The 18,749-nt window shown below is 60.1% G+C and carries 16 protein-coding genes; 10 read left to right on the top strand and 6 right to left on the bottom strand.

Translation table 11 applies throughout. From position 1 onward, the window contains the following. Window positions 1-68: 68 nt before the first annotated feature. Window positions 69-836 carry an N-acetylmuramoyl-L-alanine amidase gene (locus ACJ8J4_RS07700; protein ID WP_025303521.1) on the bottom strand — a complete coding sequence of 256 codons (768 nt, stop codon included), beginning with the start codon at window positions 834-836 and terminating at the stop codon, window positions 69-71. 176 nt (window positions 837-1,012) lie between these two features. On the opposite strand from ACJ8J4_RS07700, the gene ACJ8J4_RS07705 reads away from it, so the two are divergent. Then, entirely contained in the window at window positions 1,013-1,759 is a 747-nt protein-coding gene (locus ACJ8J4_RS07705; RefSeq protein WP_033643785.1) for a S24 family peptidase, read from the top strand. 34 nt (window positions 1,760-1,793) lie between these two features. Here ACJ8J4_RS07705 and ACJ8J4_RS07710 read toward each other — a convergent pair whose 3' ends face one another. Beyond that, window positions 1,794-2,903, bottom strand: coding sequence for an SDR family oxidoreductase (locus tag ACJ8J4_RS07710; RefSeq protein ID WP_025303522.1), 1,110 nt, complete (start codon window positions 2,901-2,903; stop codon window positions 1,794-1,796). A 258-nt stretch (window positions 2,904-3,161) separates the two neighbouring features. On the opposite strand from ACJ8J4_RS07710, the gene ACJ8J4_RS07715 reads away from it, so the two are divergent. The 3 genes from ACJ8J4_RS07715 to sbcB all read left to right on the top strand — a co-directional run bounded on the left by ACJ8J4_RS07715 (window position 3,162) and on the right by sbcB (window position 5,129). After that, window positions 3,162-3,368, top strand: coding sequence for a hypothetical protein (locus ACJ8J4_RS07715; RefSeq protein ID WP_025303523.1), 207 nt, complete (start codon window positions 3,162-3,164; stop codon window positions 3,366-3,368). A 54-nt stretch (window positions 3,369-3,422) separates the two neighbouring features. Further along, window positions 3,423-3,611, top strand: coding sequence for a DNA polymerase III subunit theta (locus tag ACJ8J4_RS07720; protein WP_025303524.1), 189 nt, complete (start codon window positions 3,423-3,425; stop codon window positions 3,609-3,611). Window positions 3,612-3,701: 90 nt separating this feature from the next. Then, on the top strand, window positions 3,702-5,129 hold the full coding sequence (sbcB, locus tag ACJ8J4_RS07725; RefSeq protein WP_025303525.1) for an exodeoxyribonuclease I: 1,428 nt from the start codon (window positions 3,702-3,704) through the stop codon (window positions 5,127-5,129). A 70-nt stretch (window positions 5,130-5,199) separates the two neighbouring features. Here the strand turns inward: sbcB and ACJ8J4_RS07730 are convergent, their stop codons facing one another. Beyond that, window positions 5,200-6,567, bottom strand: coding sequence for an APC family permease (locus ACJ8J4_RS07730; RefSeq protein WP_025303526.1), 1,368 nt, complete (start codon window positions 6,565-6,567; stop codon window positions 5,200-5,202). Between the two features lie 535 nt (window positions 6,568-7,102). Continuing rightward, complete coding sequence (locus ACJ8J4_RS07735; protein WP_025303527.1) at window positions 7,103-8,521, bottom strand: glutamine synthetase family protein; 1,419 nt, start codon at window positions 8,519-8,521, stop codon at window positions 7,103-7,105. A gap of 395 nt (window positions 8,522-8,916) precedes the next feature. Between ACJ8J4_RS07735 and puuR the strand changes: the two genes are divergently transcribed. From puuR to ACJ8J4_RS07760, 5 genes are all read left to right on the top strand, one after another. Next, the gene (puuR, locus tag ACJ8J4_RS07740) at window positions 8,917-9,474 is read left to right on the top strand and encodes an HTH-type transcriptional regulator PuuR (protein WP_025303528.1); all 558 of its coding nucleotides are present in this window, start codon (window positions 8,917-8,919) and stop codon (window positions 9,472-9,474) included. A 155-nt stretch (window positions 9,475-9,629) separates the two neighbouring features. Then, window positions 9,630-11,141: a sugar ABC transporter ATP-binding protein gene (locus ACJ8J4_RS07745; protein WP_197832523.1), complete on the top strand. Its 1,512-nt coding sequence runs from the start codon at window positions 9,630-9,632 to the stop codon at window positions 11,139-11,141. Next, window positions 11,138-12,133 carry an ABC transporter permease gene (locus ACJ8J4_RS07750; RefSeq protein ID WP_016926998.1) on the top strand — a complete coding sequence of 332 codons (996 nt, stop codon included), beginning with the start codon at window positions 11,138-11,140 and terminating at the stop codon, window positions 12,131-12,133. The genes ACJ8J4_RS07745 and ACJ8J4_RS07750 overlap by 4 nt, the downstream gene beginning before the upstream one ends. A gap of 244 nt (window positions 12,134-12,377) precedes the next feature. Continuing rightward, a complete protein-coding gene (locus tag ACJ8J4_RS07755; RefSeq protein ID WP_049205277.1) occupies window positions 12,378-14,366 on the top strand; it encodes a ligand-gated channel protein in 1,989 nt (662 codons plus the stop codon). 55 nt (window positions 14,367-14,421) lie between these two features. Beyond that, the gene (locus ACJ8J4_RS07760; protein WP_049205275.1) at window positions 14,422-15,375 is read left to right on the top strand and encodes a siderophore ABC transporter substrate-binding protein; all 954 of its coding nucleotides are present in this window, start codon (window positions 14,422-14,424) and stop codon (window positions 15,373-15,375) included. Window positions 15,376-15,408: 33 nt separating this feature from the next. Here the strand turns inward: ACJ8J4_RS07760 and ACJ8J4_RS07765 are convergent, their stop codons facing one another. Then, entirely contained in the window at window positions 15,409-16,197 is a 789-nt protein-coding gene (locus ACJ8J4_RS07765; RefSeq protein WP_004935663.1) for an ABC transporter ATP-binding protein, read from the bottom strand. Further along, on the bottom strand, window positions 16,194-17,276 hold the full coding sequence (locus tag ACJ8J4_RS07770) for a FecCD family ABC transporter permease (RefSeq protein WP_049205273.1): 1,083 nt from the start codon (window positions 17,274-17,276) through the stop codon (window positions 16,194-16,196). Before ACJ8J4_RS07770 ends, ACJ8J4_RS07765 begins: the two co-directional genes overlap by 4 nt. 364 nt (window positions 17,277-17,640) lie before the next feature. Here ACJ8J4_RS07770 and ACJ8J4_RS07775 point away from each other — a divergent pair, with 364 nt between their 5' ends. Then, the gene (locus tag ACJ8J4_RS07775; protein WP_151428914.1) at window positions 17,641-18,741 is read left to right on the top strand and encodes a GGDEF domain-containing protein; all 1,101 of its coding nucleotides are present in this window, start codon (window positions 17,641-17,643) and stop codon (window positions 18,739-18,741) included. Window positions 18,742-18,749: the final 8 nt, after the last annotated feature.

The raw sequence follows: 18,749 nt of genomic DNA on the forward strand, positions 1-18,749 counted from the left end.
CCGCTATTTTAGCGGAGGAAGCCCGGCGAGGAAAAGGCGAATGAGGCGTCCCCCATTCGCGGTCAGGCTCAGGCGGCGTACTTGTCGACCAGCGCGCGCAGAACGGCGGCGGTTTCAACATCCATCACGCCGTCATACTTCTGCTGACGGAAGTGCAGCTGGAACGCGCGCACCAGCTGGCGATAGCCTTCTGCGGTGTTCGCCGCCGAGGTGTCGTAGCCATATTGGGCGAACAGTTTCAGCAAATCGGCCTGCGCCGGCAGGCCCTGGCTGCAGTATTCCTGCTGGCGCTGCTGCTTGGTCGCTTCGTCATACCAGGCGCCGACGCCGGCCTGATACAGCTGCTGCCACGGGAACTGCGGGCCCGGATCGCTCTTGCGGCCCGGCGCGATATCGGAGTGCGCCACCACGTTCACCGGCGAGATGTCCGGATAACGCTGCAGGATGTTCTGCGCCAGCTGGGTGACCGCCTCGATCTGCTGCGGATTGAACGGCGGGAAGGTGATGTTTCCACCGTCGCCGCTCGCCAGGTTAACGATCTCGATGCCGATCGAGGTGTCGTTGATATTGCTGCGGGTGCCCCACTGGCTGGTGCCGGCATGCCAGGCGCGCTCGTTCTCGTCCACCAGGTTGAAAATGCGCACGCCGCTGAAGCCGGCGGCCTGATAGGTGGCCTCGGTCGGATCCGGCACCAGATAGTGCGCGCTGACCGATTTTCCGGTCAACGACTTCACCGAGTCGGCGAAGTTTTGCGCCGTGTAGTGCAGCACCAGAAAGCGCACGCGGTGGCCGAAGCTGGCGACCGATCGGTAGCTATTGTAATCAATCTTGTACATCGTAAAGTCCCTCTCTCGTTTGATTTCACTGAGCGGCCCCTCATCATGACAGGCCGCCCCGCACGGGTGAACCTTTGGCTCACTCTTTTTGTTTTAGCTAATTGCTAAATCATGCGCAAGTATTTTTTAGCAAAATCGTTATTTACCTTTTTGCTAAAGAGTGCGATCATTGCACGATGGAAACTAAAGAAATCAGGCGCAACAATCTGCGCGAATTGATGGCCCGCTACGCCCGGCAAGGCGTCAACCAGAATGAATTCGCCACGCTGGTTGAGTCTTCCGCGCCGACGCTGAGCCAAATCATCGGGGAGAAATCCTCCCGCAATCTTGGCGACAATCTGGCCAGGCGGATCGAGGCCAAGCTGAATTTGCCCAAGGGCTGGTTCGACGTGTTTCATGAAAAGCAGCTGGTGCGCCCGTTTGACAACGTGGCGGCGGAGTCGGACTTCCAGCCCGCCCGTTTAAAACCGGTGGTATGGGAAGATACCGAACAGGACAAGGAAGAGTTTGTGGAGATCCCGCTGCTGGATATTGATTTTTCCGCCGGCGACGGCTGCTACGAAATCGTCGATCGCGAGGAATTTTCGCTGATCTTCCGCCGTTACTATCTGCACAAGATGGGGGTGGCGGTCAACGCCGCGCGCATTATCCGCATCTCCGGCTCCAGCATGGAACCGCGTCTGCAGGATGGCGACGTGGTCGGCATCAACACCGACGACACGCGCATCCGCGAGGGCAAGACCTACGCCATCCGCCACGGCAATTTGCTGCGGGTGAAGGTGCTGATCGAGCAACCGGACGGCGGCGTCATCATCCGCTCCCTCAACCGTGAAGAGTACCAGGACGAGCATCTCAGCTATCAGCAGCGCAAGGAGCAACTGGTGGTGCTCGGCCGCGTCTTCTGGTCCTCTTCGTCCTGGTAGCAGAGCAACCTCGGGCGCCCGCTGCGCCCGGCGGTTATTTGAAGTCCACCACCATCTGCTGCTGGATAGACAACCCGCGAGTCGACTGCACGCAACCGGCGATGTAGTCGGTGAAGCGCGGCGGTTTCGGCATGCCCAGCTTGAGGATCTTCTCGTTGCTGAAACGCACGTTGAGCATGGCGAACGAGCCGTACAGGCGCATCGCCTTCAGCATCAGCCGCTCGTTGCACGGGCCGAAAATGTCTTTCAGCTGACGGCGCATTTTCACCAACGCGTCATACGTCACCTGCGCATACTCATCGCCCACCGGCGCTTTTTCCAGCGCTGCCGCCATGGCGCGGTCGATTTCGGCAAAGCTGACGCTGCGCTCTTCACCGGCGGAGATGTGATAAACGTCGTTCTCCAGCGTTTCGCTGTTCATCAGCATCACCAGCGCATCCGCACAGTAGTCCACCGGGATCACGTCGATATTGTCCTGCAGCGAGCACATAAACTTGCGCAGCATCAGCGCCATGCCAAACACCCAGAAAATGCTGCTGGAAGGCTGGCAGCCCAGGCGGGTGTGGCCCACGACAATCGACGGACGAGCGATGGTCAGCGGCATTTGCGGGCAGCGTTGGCGCATCAGCTGTTCGATGGTGGATTTGGAACGCGTATATTCCACCAGATGCTCGGCATCTTCCTCAAATTCGCCGCTCTCCGCCACCAGCGAACCCGGTTCCGGGGAACAGGACATGGCGGTACCGACATGCAGAAAGCGTTTTAATCCCGGCACCTGCGCCATTCTTTCGGCAAAGGCCAGGGTGCCTTCTACGTTTACCTTCCAAATGAGCGGGTTATTACCAAATGAAGCAACGGCCGCACAGTTAATAACGTGCGTGACATTGTTAATACGTGCGTCAGTTAAAAATTCGGCCGGCTCGGAAAGGTCGCCCAACAATATATTTTCTATCGTAATTTTAGACAGCAAATTCGCGTCGATATTAAACTTTTCCATATTCGTGCGAATACGAGCCAATCCTTGCTGCGCATCATCGGCGCGCACCAGTAAAAGATAATTAATAGACTGATTTTCAATCAATAATTTTTCAAGAACTGCACCACCGAGAAAGCCGGTAGCGCCGGTTAACAGTAGCGTTTTCATCATTGTCACCCACATTGGTATTGAATGTGGGAGATTGTATCTGCGGGTATTTAAACAAATATTAAATAGAATTACGGCGCCCAGAATCACTTTTCTTAATATTATCTTAAGGAATCTTTTGAAACATCCATCGTGGCTTTAGTAACAAAAGAAGCGCGTAGATTGGATGATTAATCTCTGCCGTTTAAATACCATTGATGTAGTGCCTGATTTAATTTAACGGTCAATGTTATTTCTCTTCTCGTCCGTGGAGGACCTATGACCTATAACCAAAAAATCTGGTTGGGGGTTTTACTGCTGTGCGCCCTGTTTTGGGGGGCGGTGATAAGCGGCGCCTGTTCGCTGTATAACCGGGCAGATCGCCTCAATGCGCACCAGGCGCAGAACGAGTTCGCCGCGCGCCACAGTCTGGCCCCCAGCTCGCAGCAAAGCGCGCAGGCGTCCACCTCCCCTCGGAATGGGTAGGGACAAGACCCGCTAACGATCCTATTATACCCTAAGGTTAACAGGGAGATAACGATGGTTCGAAAGCTGGATAGCTTACCGCAGGCGCAACGCGAGAAAATAGAAGCCGATTTGCTGGCCATCAGCGTGATCTACAACGAGCGCTACGGCATCGCTTCGACCCAGGCGGAAACAGAACGACAGATCCCCGACCACCTGCTCCCCTACTTTCACCAGCGGCTGGATTTCTATCGCCGTGCGTAATTGCGCGCATTTCGCTAACCGCCGCTTGGCATCGCTCCCTACGCCGTTACAATAGAGGCATATTGTATCCGCCACTGAAGAGACGCGATTTTGAGCAGCAAGGCACCGGCCACATTTTATATCCACGATTACGAGACCTTCGGCAAGAGCCCGTCGCTGGACCGCCCGGCGCAGTTCGCCGGCGTGCGCACCGATATGGATTTCAACATTATCGAAGAGCCGCTGGTCATCTACTGCGCCCCGGCCGATGACTACCTGCCGGAACCCGAGGCGGTGATGATCACCGGCATCACGCCGCAGGTGGCGCGTGCCAAAGGGGTTAACGAGGCCGAGTTCACCCGCCAAATCCATCAGGCCTTCAGCGTGGCCGGCACCTGCATTCTCGGTTACAACAACATCCGCTTCGATGACGAAGTGAGCCGCAATATCTTCTATCGCAACTTCTACGATCCCTACGCCTACAGCTGGCAAAACGGCAACTCGCGCTGGGATCTGCTGGATGTGATGCGCGCCTGCTACGCTCTGCGCCCGGACGGCATCGTTTGGCCGGAAAACGAAGACGGTTTCCCCAGCTTCCGCCTGGAACATCTGACGCGCGCCAACGGCGTCGAGCACACGCAGGCTCACGACGCGATGTCGGACGTTTACGCCACTATCGCCATGGCCAAGCTGGTCAAACAGGCACAGCCGCGGCTGTTCGATTTCCTGCTGCAGCACCGCAACAAGCACAAGCTGAACGCCCTGATCGACGTCGCCGACATGACGCCGCTGGTGCACGTCTCCGGCATGTTCGGCGCGGCGCGCGGCAATACCAGCTGGGTGTCGCCGCTGGCCTGGCACCCGGACAACAAGAACGCGGTGATCATGTGCGATCTGGCCGGCGACATGACGCCGCTGTTGACGCTGAGCGCCGAGCAGCTGCGTGAACGGCTGTATACCCGCCGTGACGATCTGGCGCCGGATCAGGCACCGGTGCCGATCAAGCTGGTGCACATCAACAAATGCCCGGTGCTGGCGCCGGCCAAAACCCTGCTGCCGGAGAATGCCGAGCGGCTGGGCATCGATCGTCAGGCGTGTCTGCAAAATCTGCAGCTGCTGAAACAGCATCCGGAAGTGCGCGAGAAAGTGGTCGCGCTGTTCGCCGAAGCCGAGCCGTTCAAAGGCGCCGACGACGTCGACGCCCGCTTGTACGACGGTTTCTTCAGCGACGCCGACAAGGCGGCGATGAGGATTATCCAGCAGACCAAACCGCAGAACCTGCCGGCGCTGGATCTGGCCTTCAGCGACGGCCGCATGAAAGAGCTGCTGTTCCGCTTCCGCGCGCGCAACTACCCGAATACGCTGGACGACGCCGAGCAGCGTCGCTGGCTGCAACACCGCCAGGAAGCGCTGAGCGCAGAGCGCGTGCAGAGTTACCTGCTGCAGCTCGAATCGCTGTATAACCTGCACGAAGGCGACAAAGAGAAAACCGCCCTGTTGAAAGCGCTGTTCGATTACGGCAAAGAGTTGGTGGGATAAACCCCGCCGCAGCAGAAAAGGAAAAGGCCGCGAAAGCGGCCTTTTTTGTGGCTGAGGAGACGGCTCGCGCTTAGGCGGCGTCTTCGCTCGCTTGCGGCACCGGCAGACGGAAGCTGCGGGTGACGAAGGCCAGGTAGATCAAACCGATGGCCGCCCAAACCAGGCCCAGCGTCATCGAGCTGGCTTCCAGGTTGATCCACAGCGCGCCGACGGTCAGTGCGCCCATCACCGGCAGGATCAGGTAGTTAAATGTGTCCTTCACGGTGCGGTTCATCTTGTCGCGAATATAGAACTGCGAGATCACCGACAGGTTAACGAAGGTGAAGGCCACCAGCGCACCGAAGTTGATCAGCGCGGTCGCGGTCACCAGGTCAAACGACACCGCGGACAACGCGATGGCGCCTACAAGCAGCACGTTCAGCGCCGGGGTACGCCACTTCGGATGCACATAGCCGAAGAAGCGAGTCGGGAACACGCCGTCGCGGCCCATCACGTACATCAGACGCGAAACGCCCGCGTGCGCCGCCATGCCCGACGCCAATACCGTCACGCAGGAGAACACCAGGATCACCGACTGGAAGAACTTGCCCGCCACGTACAGCATGATTTCAGGCTGTGAGGCGTCCGGATCCTTGAAGCGCGAGATGTCCGGGAAGTACAGCTGCACGAAGTAAGACACCACGATAAAGATGATGCCGCCGATCAGCGCCGTCAGGAAGATGGCTTTCGGGATCACTTTTTCCGCGTCTTTGGTCTCTTCGGACAGCGAGCTGATGCCGTCGAAGCCCAGGAACGAGAAGCACAGGATGGTCGCGCCGGTAATCATCGGCACCACGTGGGCGTTATCGGACCAGAACGGGCGGCTGCTGACCAGCGTACCGGCGCCTTCGCCGTGGTAAATACCGTTGATCACCAGGCCGAGGAACACGATCATGATCGCCACCTGCACCACCACGATGATGGAGTTCAGGTTAGCCACCAGCTTGATGCCGCGCAGGTTGAAAATCGTCATCAAGCCGACCAGCACCGCCACGAAGATCCAGGACGGTACGCCCGGGAAGATCGCTTCCAGGTAAATCTTGGCCAGCAAAATGTTGATCATCGGCATGAACAGGTAGTCCAGCAGCGATGACCAGCCCACCATAAAGCCGACGTGCGGGCTGATGGCTTTCTGGGCGTAGGTGTAGGCGGAACCGGCGGAAGGGAACTTCTTCACCAGCTTGCCATAGCTCAGGGCGGTAAACAGGATCGCCAGCAGAGCGAAGGCGTACGCGGTCGCGACGTGACCATCGGTCAGGCCGGATACGATGCCGAAGGTATCGAAAATGGTCATTGGCTGCAGGTAAGCCAAGCCCATCATCACTACCGGAACTAATGTCAGGGTTTTACGCAGCTGAGTGCGCTGAGCCGGAGCGGCGTTGATGGTGTTATCGGACATTGTTCAGCCCCCCCTTACCTTGAGCCTTGCGGATGGCGGACACGCCAAGACTTAAGGTTGCGGGGAAACTTCGCAACGAGCGACTTAATTCTAAAAGAAGGGGGTTGTAAGCTGGATAACGGGTCGAGGTAACCTCGGCTGCTCCATAGTCGCTGCGGCCACAGCGGAAACCGGCGGGCACCGGCGCTAAAGTGAAAAATTGCCCCATCTTTCTAATCCTCATGAGTCACGACCATAAAGTTTTGTTTGATCGTGCACGAAACTATTTATCTATCCGGATCGGTGTCCGGCCTCGCTTGGTGTATGAAACGCTACGTTGGTAAAACATAATGCAAAAAAAATAACCGACGCTTTCAAAACGTCGGCTATCTGCATTTGAGATATTTTGCACCAGAATGCCTCCGAATGACAAGATCCGGAAACCCTCAAATACAAATTCTTTTTGTCGATCGCACGGAAAACCAGCCCGGCAGGCGAATTAATCCGCTGCCGGCAGGCCAGTCACCCGCACATACCTCTTACTTTATACGCCCATTCAGGCATTTTTCAACATCCAGTCGATCTCGGTTTCCGTCACCCGCCGTTCAAACTGCAGCAGTTCGTCGGTCTTGCAGGCGTGATACACCTGGGTGAAACGCTCGCCCAGATAGTGCGTCAGCGCGTGCTGATGTTCAAACTCGTACAGCGCGTCGCTCTGGCGGATCGGCAGCGGCAGCCCTTCCTGCTCCAGCCCGTTGCCGGTCACCGGCTCAGGCAACGGCAGTAGGTTGTCCAGCCCGTACAGCATGCCGGCCAGGATCGCCGCCATCACCAGATAAGGATTGGCATCGGCGCCGGCCACGCGGTACTCCACCCGGTGGTTCTCCGGTTCGCCGCAGGGAATGCGCAGCGCCACGGTGCGGTTGTTGTGGCCCCAGGCGGCCTGGATCGGCACATACATCCCCGGCTGGAAGCGCCGGTAGGCGTTGACGTTCGGCGCCAGCAGCGCCATCGACGCCGGCATCAGGGTGATCATCCCGGCCAATGCCTGTTTCAAGAGCGGCGAATCCTCGCCTTCGGCGTCGGCAAACAGGTTGTTGCCCGCACTATCCTGCATGCTGACATGCACGTGCATGCCGCTGCCGGCGTAATCCTCATAGGGTTTGGCCATAAAGGTGGCGTGCATGTCGTGGTTCTCGGCGACCAGCCGCACCAGCCGCTTCAGCGCCAGCGCGTGGTCGCAGGCCAGCAGGATGTCGTCGGTATGACGCAGGTTGACCTCGAACTGCCCCGGCGACGCCTCCGCCACCGCGCCGTCCGCCGGCAGCCCCTGCAGCTTCGCCAGCGCGTCGATATCGTTCAGCACCTCGGCGAAATGGTTCAGGTTATCGACGGAATACACCTGGCTTTGGGTGTTGCGTTCCTGAGTGCCGGGCGCACACGGCGGCTGCAGATCGCCTTCCGCGTCGCGCAGCCTATCGATGAGATAAAACTCCAGCTCTACCGCTGCCACCGGAAACAAACCGCGCTGGCGCAGCGCCTGCCACACGCGGTTCAGCACATTGCGGGGTTCAACGTCAAAGGGAGTGCCATCTTCATCCAGCATGGTGAGCAGCACCTGGCCGATGTGCTCCGGATCGGCGGCCGACGGCGTCAGCGAACCGGGCACCGGCAGGCAAATGCGGTCCGGTTCGCCGAGCTCCTGCCCAAGGCCGGTCTCCTCCACCACGTTGCCAAGGATGTCCATGGCGAACACCGACGCGGGGAAGTAGCTGCCTTTTTCCAGTTTTTTTAACCCAGAGACGGGTATGCGTTTGCCGCGGAAGGAACCATTAAGATCGGTGAGAAGGATATCGACATACTGCGTGGCGGGATGGCGTTCCAAATAATGAGCAACCTCATTTTGGAACGCGCTACTTCGCCTCTCTTCATGATGCTGTGCAAAATGTTCAACTGCTGCGCTATTGGTTTGCATACGTCACCCGCCATTATGCTCTGAAGGCGCGTTGGCGCCCGTCCACCGTTCGATTCAACACATGATTGGATTTCTCGTCAGGCCGCGCCGCTGCCGGGCGCTCAAAATAACATCCACAATATGAAACATAGTATTAACAGAATGGGTTTGCAAATGTTACAATCCTGTTTGATTATTCGCCAGCGGCTGCTAAATTGATAAAATATTGACCGAAAAGGCCTTACTGCCATTTTCACGTCAACTATTTTGTCCAACGCACCAAGAGTGAACATGGGCAATATATTTTCCAAACCCACCCTAACTACCGATATCATGCAGTATCGTTATCGACCAGACAGGCACCCGATAGCGATCTTCATTTCTGCCTGTCGCCCTTACCAGAAGGAAGTACCGCTATGAGCGAAGTCAGCTTGGCACCGGGCAAACGCCTGTCGCAGATCCGTCAGCAATTGGGTTTGTCACAGCGCCGGGTCGCCGAACTGTCCGGGTTAACCCACAGTGCGATCAGCACCATCGAACAGGACAAGGTCAGCCCGGCCATCAGCACGCTGCAAAAGCTGCTGAAGGTGTATGGCCTGTCGCTGTCTGAATTCTTTGCCGAACCGGAAGCCGCCGACGAACCGCGCGTGGTGATCGACGCCGAAGATCTGATTGAGATCGGCAGTCAGGGGGTGTCGATGAAGCTGGTGCACAACGGCAGCCCGACGCGCAACCTGGCGATGATGCTGGAAACCTACCAGCCCGGCACCACCACCGGTGAAAAGATCAAGCACCAGGGCGAAGAGATAGGCACCCTGCTGGAGGGCGAGATCGTGCTGACCATCAACGGCCAGAGCTACTGCCTGACCGCCGGCCAGAGTTACGCCATCAACACCGGCATCCCGCACAGCTTCAGCAATACTTCGGCGCGCATCTGCCGCATCGTCAGCGCACATACCCCCACCACCTTCTGACCGCTTATCGCTCCGGCGCAGCCTGACAGGGTTGCGCCCCCTGCCTCTCGACGTTTTTCATCGTCGTTATGCCATTTTGTTGGTTGCCAACGGCGCAATCTGTGTTACAACAGAGCAAAACAGCCATCTAAACATCTAAACGGCCTTACTACCCTATGTCAACCGCAACGCCTTCACGCCTCGAGATGCGCAATATCTCGATCGCCTTCGCCGGCTTCAACGCGCTGCAGGACGTGGACTTCACGCTGCAGGGCGGTTCAATCCATGCGCTGGTCGGCGCCAATGGCGCGGGCAAGTCGACACTGATGGCGATCCTCTCCGGCGCCCACGATCACTACCGCGGCGAGATCCTGATCGACGGCCGGGCAGTGGAAATTCATTCCCCGCTGCAGGCGCGCCGCCACGGCATCCACGTGGTACAGCAAGAGGTCGACGTCGCGCTGATCCCCACGCTGTCGGTGGCGGAAAACATCATGCTGGACTGGCTGAACGAACCGGGCCACTGGCTGAACTGGGCGGAACTGCACCGCCGCGCCGCGCAGCTGCTGCAGCAATGGGCGCTGCCGCTCAACCCGCGCAGACGCCTGGCGGACTGCACGCTGGCGGAAAAACAGCAGGTGCTGCTGGCGCGCGCGCTGTCGCACCGCTGCCGTTTTTTGGTGCTCGATGAACCGACCGCGCCGCTCGATCGCGCCGAGAGCGAGCGCCTGTTCAACGTGGTGCGCCGCCTGCAATCCGAAGGCATCGGCATCGTGTTCATTTCTCACCGCATCCACGAACTGAGCGACATTTGCGATCGGCTGACGGTGCTGCGCGACGGGCGGCGCGTCAGCGAAGACGCCATGCGCGGGCTGAGCGGCGAACAGATCGTCGAGAAAATGCTCGGCCACCGGCTGGACGACATTTTCCCGCCGCCGCGCCCGCCGCACGCTGGGCGTAAGCTGCTGCAGGTGGAGGGCTTGCGCGATCGCCATAAGCTGCGCGACGTTTCGCTGCGGCTGCATGAAGGAGAGATCCTCGGCATCGCCGGGCTGGCCGGAGCGGGCAAAACCGAACTGTGCAAGGCATTGTTCGGCGCCAGCACCGTGCAGCTCGAGCGCGGCGAACTGCGCGGGCAGCCCTGGGCGCCACGCGCGCCGCACCTGTCGGTCGAACAAGGATTGGCGCTGGTGCCGGAAGAGCGCCGCAAAGAAGGCATTTTTATCGATGAGGCGATCCCGATGAACCTGAGCGTCAGCGCCGACGACAGCTTCTCGCGCTGGAGCCTGTTCAGCCGGCGGCAAGAGCTGCGCTGGGCGCGCGAGATCATGCAGAGTCTGAACATTCGCGCCTCCGGCCCGCAACAGCGGCTGGCGCGCCTGTCCGGCGGCAATCAGCAAAAAGTGGCGATCGGCAAGTGGCTGCGCGGCAACGCCGAGGTGCTGATCTTCGATGAGCCGACCAAGGGCGTGGACATCAAGGCCAAGCAGGAGCTGTTCAGCCTGATCGACGGCCTGGCTCACGCCGGCAAAGGCGTGATTTACGCCTCCGGCGAGTTCGCCGAGCTGATTGGCCTGTGCGATCGCATCTGCGTGCTGTGGGACGGCCGCATCGTGGCGGAGTTGAACGCCGCCGACATCGACGAAGAAACCTTATTGCTCTATTCCACCGGAGGAACCCCTGCGTGAGTAAAGAATTTGCCTTGCGGCCTGCGCTGCCCTGGCGCCAACAGCTGTTTGATTTCCTCTACAAGTGGGGCATGCTGCTGACCGTCGCGGCGCTGATCGCCCTGTTTGGCCTGGCGTCGGACAACTTTCTCGATGCCAATAACATCATCAATATCCTGCGTTCGATCGCCATCGTGACGGTGATCGCCATCGGCGTCTCTATCTCGCTGTCGGTCGGCGGTTTCGATCTGTCGGTCGGCTCGACCGCCTCGCTGGCCAACGCGCTGGTGATTTCACTGTTCGTCTGGCACGGGTTCGGCACCACCGGCGCCATCGTGGTGACGCTGCTGCTGTGCACGCTGGTCGGCCTGTTCAACGCCCTGCTGATCGTGGTGTTCAGAATTCCCGACATGCTGGCGACGCTGGCCAGCCTGTTCGTGATCCAGGGCGTAGCGATGACCTACAGCTACGGCGGCTCCATCACCCAAAACATGGTGCTGCCGAATGGCGACATGGCGGAAGGCCTGATCCCAGAGGTGTTTTCCGCCCTCGGCCAGGTGCCGGTGATCGTGCTGATCATGTTGGCGGTCACCGTGGCGGTACAGCTGTTCCTCTCGTTGACCAAGCACGGCCGCCGGATGTACGCCATCGGCGGCAACCCCGAGGCTGCGCGTCTGTCGGGTATCCGCACCGTACGTTACAGGGTTGCCGCTTACGTCATTTCTTCCTGGCTGGCGGCGCTTGGCGGCATCTTGCTGGCGTCACGTATCGGCTCTTCGCAGGTCAATGCCGGCGGCGGCTATCTGATGGACGCGGTGGCAGCGGCCTATATCGGTTTCTCGCTGGCGGGCTCCGGCAAACCCAATGCGCTCGGCACCCTGATCGGCGCAGTGATCCTCGGCGTGCTGCAAAACGGCCTGGTGATGCTGTCGGTGCCCTACTACGCCATGGATATTATCAAAGGCCTGGTGCTGGCGCTGGCGCTGGCCATCACCTACATCCAGAAACGCTGATCCTCCCCGGCGCACGCCCGCTGCGCCGCTTTTCCCTTTAATTCATCCGGTTACCCTTTCCCGTCAGTAGAACAAGCATACAAATGATATGAATTATCATTAGCGTTTACATTCAGTAAAAAATCCTTACAATACCCTCACGCAACGCTGACGAAGCGAAGTATTTCTCAGCGAACGATGAATAATTTCATTAGAAATTCAATTGGTTAATTACTTTCACTTCAATCCAGGAAAGGTTCACCTCATGGAAACGCCACGTTACAGCAAGCTCGCCGCTCTGGTGATTGCCTCACTCAGCGCCACCGCCGCACTGGCCGCGCCGCAGGACGACACCCAGGACACCATGGTCGTCACCGCCTCCGGCTTCCAGCAAAAAATTCAGGACTCCGCCGCGTCCATCTCGGTGATCCCGCGCCAGCAGATCGAAGACAAGGCCTATCGCGACGTGACCGACGCGCTGAAAGACGTGCCTGGCGTGGTGGTCACCGGCGGCGCCAGCAGCAGCGACATCAGCATCCGCGGCATGTCCTCCAAGTACACGCTGATCCTGGTGGACGGCAAGCGCGTTGACACCCGCGGAACCCGTCCGAACAGCGACAACGCCGGCATCGAACAGGGCTGGCTGCCGCCGATGGAAGCCATCGAGCGCATCGAAGTGGTGCGCGGCCCGATGTCTTCGCTGTACGGTTCCGACGCCATGGGCGGCGTGATCAACGTCATCACCCGCAAGACTTCCCGCACCGAGTGGAAAGGCTCGCTACACGGCGACGCCACCCTTCAGGAAAACCGCGATTCCGGCGATCTGTTCCAGACCAACGCCTACGCCTCCGGCCCGCTGATTGAAGGCCTGCTCGGCGTGCGGGTCAACGGCCTGCTGTCGCGCCGCGCCGAAGATAAAATCGCCAACGGTTACAACGAACAGCGCATGCGCAGCGGCACCGCGGTGTTCACTCTGACACCGGACGAGAAGAACGAATTCGACTTCGAAATCGGCCGCTCGCTGCAGGATCGTAACAGCACGCCGGGCAAATCGGTGGTGGCGGAGCGCTGCAGCAAAGGCAAGTGCAAACCTACCTCTCGCAGCGAAGATCTCTACACCCGCACCAACTACTCGCTGACCCACAACGGTTATTACGACTTCGGTAACTCAACCAGCTACGTTCAGCGGGAAGAGACCAACAACCCGGGCCGTAAGATGAAGATGTACAACACCATCTTCAACACCCAGAACCAGTTCGAGCTGGGTTCCCACATGCTGAACCTCGGCGGCCAATACCGCTATGAGAAACTGGGCGACAGCGGCAACCAGCTGAGCTCGGCGAAAGACGTCAACCAGCTGACGCGCTGGAGCTGGGCGCTGTTCGCCGAAGACGAATGGGCGCTGACCAACGACTTCAGCCTGACCAGCGGCATCCGTATGGACCGCGATCAGAACTTCGGCAGCCACTGGTCGCCGCGCATGTACGGCGTCTGGCACCTGACCGAGCAGTGGACGATGAAAGGCGGCGTCTCCGCCGGCTACCGTTCGCCGGATCTGCGCCAATCCTCCGCCAGCTGGGGCCAGGTCACCGGTGGCGGCGTGCGTAACGGCATCATCGTCGGCAACCCGGATCTGCAGCCGGAGAAGAGCCTGAGCGAAGAGATCGGCCTGATGTGGGATAGCCTGAAAGGCGTCAACGCCGGCGTGACCGTCTTCAACACCGATTTCAAGAACAAGATCACCGAAGTCCGCCGCTGCGAAGACACGCCGGACTGCAAGATCGGCAACGAGGTCTATGACTTTATCAGCGATCGCGTCAACGTCGACAAAGCCAATATGCGCGGCGTAGAAGCCACCTTCGGCTGGCAGATCAACAAAGACTGGAAGTGGAACACCAACTACACCTACACCGCTTCCGAGCAGAAGAGCGGCGAGTTCCAGGGCAAGGCGCTCAACCAGATGCCGAAGCATATGCTCAACACCGTGCTGGACTGGCAGGCCACGCAGGACCTCAGCCTGTGGTCGCGCGTTAACTTCCGCAGCCGCACCTCAGACTACCTGAGCCGCACGTCGATGGAGACCAGCACGCCGTCCTACACCTTCGTCGATGCGGGCCTGAGCTATCAGGCGGCGAAAAACCTGCAGTTGACCGGCGGGGTTTACAACATCCTCGACAAAACCGTGGATTACGATCACTACCGCACCACGCTGGACGGCCGCCGTTACACCGTCGGCATGACCTACAACTTCTGATGCCCCTGGGCGCGCGCTGCGCGCCCTTTTCATTCCATCACCGTGAGGAAGCTCCATGAGATTACGCCGCTCCCCCCTGATGATCGCCCTGCTGGCCGCGATGGCGCTGGCGGGTTGCCACAGCAAAACCGATACGCCGATAGCCGCTACTCCGGCCACCGTCAACGTCCAGCACCTGAACGGCAGCACCGAGGTGAAGAAGCACCCGCAGCGCATCGTGGTGCTGGATTACGCGTCTCTGGAAACGCTGCAGCTGCTGGGCGTCGAACCGCTGGCGCTGCCCGGCAACCGCAAGAACTTGCCGGATAGCCTGAAGCGCTATCAGGATGACAAATACCTCAATGCCGGCACCCTGTTCGAACCGGATATGGCCGTGCTGCGCGCCGCCAAGCCGGACCTGATCCTGATCGCCGGCCGGGCGTCCAAAGCCTATGACGAGCTGAACGCGCTGGCACCGACGTTGAACATGTCCGTCGATCAGCAGGATCAGTTGGGCAGCCTGAAACAGCGCACCCTGCAGCTGGGCGAGCTGTTCGATAAGCAGCAACAGGCGCAGGCGGCGATCGATAAGCTGGATGCGCAGATCGCCGCAGTCAAACCACAGGCCACCCAGGCCGGGCGAGGGCTGGTGGTGCTGTTCTCCGGCGGCAAGATCAGCGCTTACGCGCCCAAGAGCCGTTTCAGCTTCGTCTATGACGCCCTCGGCTTCTCGTCCGCGCTGCAGTCCGACGAAAAAGACGTGCGCGGCAACAAGCTGACGCCTGAGCAGGTCGCCAAACTGAATCCGGACTGGCTGTTCGTCATCGACAGAGACGCCGCGACCGGGCGGCCGAACGCGGTGGCACCGCAGAAAATCCTCACCGGCACCGCGCTGAAGAAAACCACGGCGGTGAAAAAAGGCCAGGTGGTCTACCTGCCGGCAGCCGAGGTGTATCTGTCCGGCGGCATCGTTACCGCCCAGCACGTCGTCGAACGCGTGAGCGAGGCCCTGAACCACGCTGCGCGATAAAGAAAGCCCGGCGATGCCGGGCTTTTTCTTGGGTTAAATCGTCGGCTGGTTCACCAGACCGTCTATCAGCACCTGCGGCGTGCCCTGCGAGCAACGCTCGATGCGCCCGCGCACGCCGTAGACCCGCGCCAGGCTCTGCGGCGTAATCACCTGATCCGGCGCGCCATCGGCGATCAGATCGCCATCCTGCAGCATCAGCACGTGGTCGCCGTGACGCAGCGCGATGTTGATGTCATGCACCACCACCACCGTCACGATATTGCGCTTGCGGGTTTCGCGGCGCACCAAATCCATCACGTGGAACTGGTAGTTGAGATCGAGCGCGCTCAGCGGCTCATCCAGCAGCAGCAGCGACGGCTGACGGATCAGCGACTGCGCCAACCCCACCAGCTGTTTCTGGCCGCCGGACAGCTGATCGAGATAGCTCAGCGCCAGGTGGGCGATGCCCAGCTGTTCCAGCAAAGCCATCACTTCCGCTTCGCTGCCGGCGTTGCTGCGGCCGCCCGAGGCGCGCTGCGCCACGATGATCGACTCCAGCACGTGCAGATGCACTCCGGCGGGCAGCGACTGCGGCAGGTACACCACTTTCTCCGCCCGACGGGCGAACGGCATCTGCATCAGATCGCCGTCGTCCAGCCACAGCTTGCCCTGCGCCGGGTTCAGCCCGGCCAGCGAGCGCAGCAGCGTCGATTTGCCGCTGCCATTCGGCCCCAGCAGCACGGTGATTTGCCCGCGCGGCAGCATCGGCACCGAGAGATTGTCGATCACCTGGCGTTTCGGGTAACCCGCCGAGAAGTTTTCTATCCGTAAACCCTGGCTCATACGTTCCCCCGGTGGCGCAGAATAATGCTCAGGAAGAACGGCACCCCGACCAGCGACGTGACGATCCCCACCGGGATGATTACCCCAGGCACCAGGTTTTTCGACGCCACCGAGGCCATCGACAACACCAGCGCGCCAATCAGCGCACTGGCCGGCAGGTAGAAACGGTGATCTTCGCCGAAGATCATGCGGGCGATGTGCGGCGCCACCAGACCGATAAAGCCGATCGGCCCGACGAACGCCACCGCCAGCGCCGAGAGCATGCTGATGCGCAGCAGCGTGGTCAAACGCAGCCGACGCACGTCGATGCCGAAGCTCACCGCCCGGTCTTCACCCAGACGCAGCGCGGTCAGTTTCCACGAGCTCATCATCGACAGCGGCAGCAGCACGGCGAACACCCCGAACAGAATGCCCAGTTTGTCCCACGAGGCGCGCGCCAGGCTGCCCATGGTCCAGAACACCAGCCCCTGCAGCGTGTCCTCGCTGGCGATGAATTGCATCATCGAGACCAGCGCGTTGAAGGTAAACACCAGCGCGATGCCGAACAGCACCACGCCGGAGGTGGCGACCCGCGTCCAGCGCGTGATGCCGTCGAGCATCAGCGCAGCGAACAGCGCGAAGATAAAGGCGTTGGCGGAGATGAACCACTGGTCGGGAATCCCCGGAATGCCGATGCCAAGCACGATCGCCAACGCGGCGCCAAAGGCCGCGGCGGAAGAGACCCCGAGGGTAAAGGGGCTGGCCAGCGGGTTATTCAGGATGGTCTGCATCTCCGCCCCGGCCAGGCCGAGCGCAAAGCCCACCACCACCGCCATCAGCGCGTAAGGCAATCGGATGTCCCAGACGATCACCCTCGTGCCGGCATCGGCCGCGGCGGGGTCAAGCAGCGTCTGCCATAAGGACGACAGCGACAGGCCGGACGGCCCCATGGTGAAATCCAGCAGCAGCGAGCCCAGGATCGCCAGTGCCAACACGCCCATCATCATCAGGCGATGGCGAAGAATATGCTGATAACGCCCCATCACGCCGGCGTTGGGTTGCCCCTTGGCGTCAGTCATGGGATCGGTGGATACGCTCATTCGTTAAGATACCTGTTACAACCATCATGACAGCGGCGCGAAGGCGTCCGCCGTGAACCGGAAAGTGTGCGGCAGCAGCCTGCGCGCAGCCGTCCACAATAAAGCAAACGATAATACTTATCAATCATATCAATCGGTGAAAACAGCGTTATCGAAATGTAACAATTTGTTTTTACACGCCATTTTTCAAACCACCACGCTTACCCCCGCCAGCGGCCAGTAGGTTCATTATTCTGAAAGTGATCCCTGATCCGACCAGACTCTGACAAATAACGGCAAAACCACATAGAATCCAAAGCCACAGCACCGCGCGTGCAAAAAACCTTCAGGCCGCCGCAAGAGCGGCCTTATTGACGAGGCTGTAATGAGAAGTCCATCTCCGGCGACAACGCCCAAACGCCCGGCGCTGCTGAACTGGCTGTTATACAGCCCGCTGCAGGCCGATGACGAGCCGTTTCAACGCCAGCTGCGTCTCACGCTGACGCCCTCTCCTCTCACTCCCTGGCTGAATGCCGCAGGGCCGGTCGCGCTGTTGGTGGGGTACGCCTGGCTGAACCGACCGCTGGTCGGTATCGGCCTGCTGCTGCTGTTGCTGCTGTTGACCTCCGGGCGAGCCTGGCTGGCGCGCCGGCGTCAACCCGCCTGGCCGGACGCCATGCTGGTGACAGTGTTGCTGTGGACGCTGCTGGTCGGCGCCAGCGCCGCGCTGGCGATGCTGTCGGGCCGCTTCGTTTTAATACTTTTCGCCGGCCTCACCATCACCGCTCTGGCCTGCTGGCTGATGCAGCGCCACGCCGCCGCGCCACGCTTCGCGCTGCTTGAGGTGATCGCGCTGACGCTGCCTTACCTGCTGGCGGCACCGCTGTCGCGCGTGCAAAATCTGTTTGTCCTGGCGGACCTCGCGCCGCTGTGGTTGGTGCTGGCCCACGGTATGATCGCGCGCTACCACCGCCAACTGGTGCAGCACGTCACGCTGGCCTGGGAGAAGCAGCAGGCGTCGCACCGCGATCGCCTGACCGGCTTCCTCAACCGAGCGGGCGGCGAGGTGGTGATGCGCAGCATCTGCCGCCCCGCAGCGGCACAGACGATCTCTCACCTGTTCATTCTTGAGTTTGGTCCGCTGGCGGCGCTCTACCAAAGCCACGGCGTCCAGATCGGCGACGACGTACTGCGCACCGTCGGCGAGCGTCTCAAGACGCTGATCCGCCCGAGCGACTACGTCTGCCGCTATACCGGCGGCCTGTTTTTGATTCTGGTGCACGATCTGCCCTACGGCGCGGAAAGCGAATTCCTGGCGCGCATCGTGCCGCCGCTGGAGGCACCTTACGATTTTGGCGCGTTCGGCGAGGTGAACATGCAGCTCAACGCTGGCATTGTGGCGCTGACGCAGCATTATGCGACGGTGGAAGATTTGATGAGTTCGGCGCAGCAGGCGCTGGCGGAAGCCAAAGGCGGGAAAAAGTAAAGCCAAAC

It is taken from the genome of Serratia sp. CY47280, assembly GCF_052168655.1.
GTDB lineage: Bacteria > Pseudomonadota > Gammaproteobacteria > Enterobacterales > Enterobacteriaceae > Serratia > Serratia bockelmannii.